This window comes from Pseudomonas sp. (assembly GCF_036387035.1).
Taxonomy (GTDB): Bacteria; Pseudomonadota; Gammaproteobacteria; order Pseudomonadales; family Pseudomonadaceae; genus Aquipseudomonas.
In genome coordinates, this window is the sequence record NZ_DASVUM010000172.1 from 1 (window position 1) to 3,081 (window position 3,081).

The 3,081-nt window shown below is 60.6% G+C and carries 3 protein-coding genes; 2 read left to right on the forward strand and 1 reads right to left on the reverse strand.

Features of this window, described 5'->3' with window-relative positions; translation table 11 throughout:
* Positions 1-1,100, reverse strand: a 1,100-nt coding sequence (locus VF672_RS16615) for a DUF2868 domain-containing protein (RefSeq protein ID WP_331105658.1), incomplete at its 3' end; no start/stop codon positions are given.
* A gap of 134 nt (positions 1,101-1,234) precedes the next feature.
* On the opposite strand from VF672_RS16615, the gene VF672_RS16620 reads away from it, so the two are divergent.
* Both VF672_RS16620 and VF672_RS16625 read left to right on the forward strand, forming a co-directional pair.
* Complete coding sequence (locus VF672_RS16620; RefSeq protein WP_331105659.1) at positions 1,235-1,747, forward strand: dihydrofolate reductase; 513 nt, start codon at positions 1,235-1,237, stop codon at positions 1,745-1,747.
* Positions 1,748-2,053: 306 nt separating this feature from the next.
* Positions 2,054-3,081, forward strand: a 1,028-nt coding sequence (locus VF672_RS16625; protein WP_331105660.1) for a haloacid dehalogenase-like hydrolase, incomplete at its 3' end; no start/stop codon positions are given.

The window sequence follows — 3,081 nt, forward strand, 5'->3', positions numbered from 1 at the left end:
CGGGAGTCGAGAATGCCGGCGTTGATCACGCTTTCGGGAAGCTCGGGCGGCCACGCATGCTGATTGTCCAGCTCGATGGCGACCACCAGCGCTCCCTGGCTTTCGCTCGCTGCCGCCCCGGTTTCGACGGCATGAAGCTGAGCGGGGGCGGCATCGTTGATGCCCAGCCGTTCACTGCTGGGCATCAAGCGCTCGCGCAGTTCGATGAAAGCAGGGTGGCTCAAATCAACAGCCAAGGCGCCACGGCCCACGCGCCACCGCGTGTAGCACAGCAGCGTCAGCAGCAGGCGCGGCAAAATGCCGAACACCACCAGCACACCGACCAGCCAGCCCGCCCAGGCCTGACGGGCGTTTTCGATGGCGAACGCGTTGTCACCGCTGGCGCGGATCATGGATTCGGTGGGCACGCTGAAGCCGAGAAGCGAAGGAAGCGCCCCCAGACCTTGGGTCAGGCCGATAAAGGTGTCGCTGCCCAGAATGGTGGTTTCCCAGACGAAGCCGTAGCGCCGCGTCGCCATCAATAACAGCAGCAGCGTCAGGGCACTGAACAGGGCGAGCAGCCACAGACCATTGACGCAAACGCCCAGCACCCACCGATTCAGGCGCTTGCGTTGCAGAAGCAATATCAGCGCGGGCGCCAGTTGCGCGGCTTGTGCATCGCGGGCCAGTTTCTCGCTGAGCCACAGCCAGAGGCGCCCGAGACCAGCAGTGCTTTCCCCGGCGAAGAGCACGCCCAGGAGCCAACTTGCCAAGAGGATCAGATCAAGCCCCAGCAGGCTGCCCAGCGCCCAGAACACATTGACGGGAGTCTGTCCGTCGCCCAATGCGGCGAAGGCCAGCCCGGCGCCGCTGACCACCGCGAACACCGCCAGCACGATCAGCGCCAACCGCGCGCCTTGTTTCCAGTGGTGCAGGGCCTTGAGCATGCCGTCACGTTCGGCGAGCCACAGGGCACGGCGCCTGATCCGGGTTTGCAGGTCGCCGGCACCGGCGCGCGCACGGCGGTTGGCTTCTTCATCGTCTAGCGCGCCCGCGTGTTCTTCGCGCAGGCGCACGGCTTCGGTCAGCCAGAGTTCATCAAGGGGAGTCAGTGCAGTCACGCGGCGTCTCGTCGGTAAAGTCGTGGGTGAGCATAACCGGTGTGGCTGCGATGGTGCAGCGAACGGGTTATCGGTGCTTGGACCTGCATGGCAGGCGAATGTGCTGGGGCTGAGCGCTCTGATATCCTGCGGCCATGAAAAAACATCTCCCCCTGAGCTTGATCGCCGCACTCGCTGAAAACCGGGTCATCGGCGTCGACAATTCCATGCCTTGGCACCTGCCGGGCGATTTCAAATATTTCAAGGCGACCACGCTGGGCAAGCCGATCATCATGGGCCGCAAGACTTGGGACTCCCTGGGGCGTCCTCTGCCGGGGCGGCTGAATCTGGTGGTCACGCGGCAGCAGGGCTTGCAACTTGAGGGCGCCGAGGTGTTCACCTCTCTGGAGGCGGCAGTTCATCGCGCTGAAGAATGGGCGCGCGAGCAAGGTGTCAGCGAGGTGATGCTGATCGGCGGCGCCCAGCTTTACGGCCAAGCCCTTGAGCACGCCGACCGTCTTTACCTGACCCGCGTTGCGCTGAGTCCAGAAGGCGATGCGTGGTTTCCTGAGTTCGAGGAGGCGAAGTGGACGATGGTCTCGAATACAGAGAACCCGGCCCTGGATGACAAGCCTGCGTACAGCTTTGAGGTGTGGGAACGAGTCTGATATCGCTATCGCGAGCAAGCTCAGTGCTACAGGGGAATGCCGTCAACTGTGGGAGTGAGCTTGCTCACGAACATGGCATTTCAGCCGGTGAAGATTTATGGGATGTGCCGGCCTATTCGCGAGCAAGCTCGCTCCCACAAATTTGAGCAGCTAAAGCGCTGTCACAAGAACGTCGTTTTTATGTCATCTGTCGCGAACGGCGACCGAGATGACGGCATCAGAACGGACGCGGTCGCTGACGCATCGAAACAGTAATGGCTTTTTGTTAGGGTCCCTCCTCGAACCATAAACGGGGAGGAGATCACCATGAAAATCGCACCAACGCTCGCAGCCGCTGCGCTGTATCTGGGGCTAGCCGGGCACGCATTCGCGACCGAACTGACCCACTGGCCGGCGCCTGCCGCCAAGCAGCTCAACGCGATGATCGCGGCGAATGCCAACAAAGGTAACTTCGCCGTTTTCGACATGGATAACACCAGCTACCGCTATGACCTGGAAGAATCGCTGCTGCCCTTCATGGAAAACAAAGGGCTGATCACCCGAGACACCCTCGATCCGTCCCTCAAACTCATTCCGTTCAAAGACACTGCTGACCACAAGGAAAGCCTGTTCAGCTACTACTACCGACTGTGCGAAATCGACGACATGGTCTGCTATCCGTGGGTCGCGCAAGTGTTCTCCGGGTTCACCCTCAAAGAACTGAAAGGTTATGTCGATGAGTTGATGGCGTCGGGTAAACCTGTGCCGAGCACGTATTACGAAGGTGACGTGGTCAAGACGATCGAGGTGCAACCGCCCAAGGTCTTTACCGGTCAGGCCGAGCTGTACAACAAACTGATGGAAAACGGTATCGAGGTCTACGTGATGACCGCGGCGTCCGAAGAACTGGTGCGCATGGTCGCCGCTGATCCCAAGTACGGCTACAACGTGAAGCCGCAGAACGTCATCGGCGTGACCACCCTGCTGAAGAACCGTGAGACAGGTGAGCTGACGACTGCGCGCAAGCAGATCAGCGCTGGCAAATACGACGAAAAAGCCAACCTGGGCCTTGAACTGACCCCTTACCTGTGGACCCCTGCGACCTGGATGGCGGGCAAGCAGGCCGCGATCCTGACCTACATCGATCAATGGAAAAAACCGGTGCTGGTTGGCGGCGACACGCCTTCAAGCGACGGTTACATGCTGTTCCACGGCGTCGACGTCAGCAAAGGCGGCGTTCACTTGTGGGTCAATCGCAAGGACAAGTACATGACCCAGCTCAACGGCATGATGAAAACCAACGCCGAGGCTCAGGCCAAAGAGGGCTTGCCCGTGACGGCGGACAAGAACTGGGT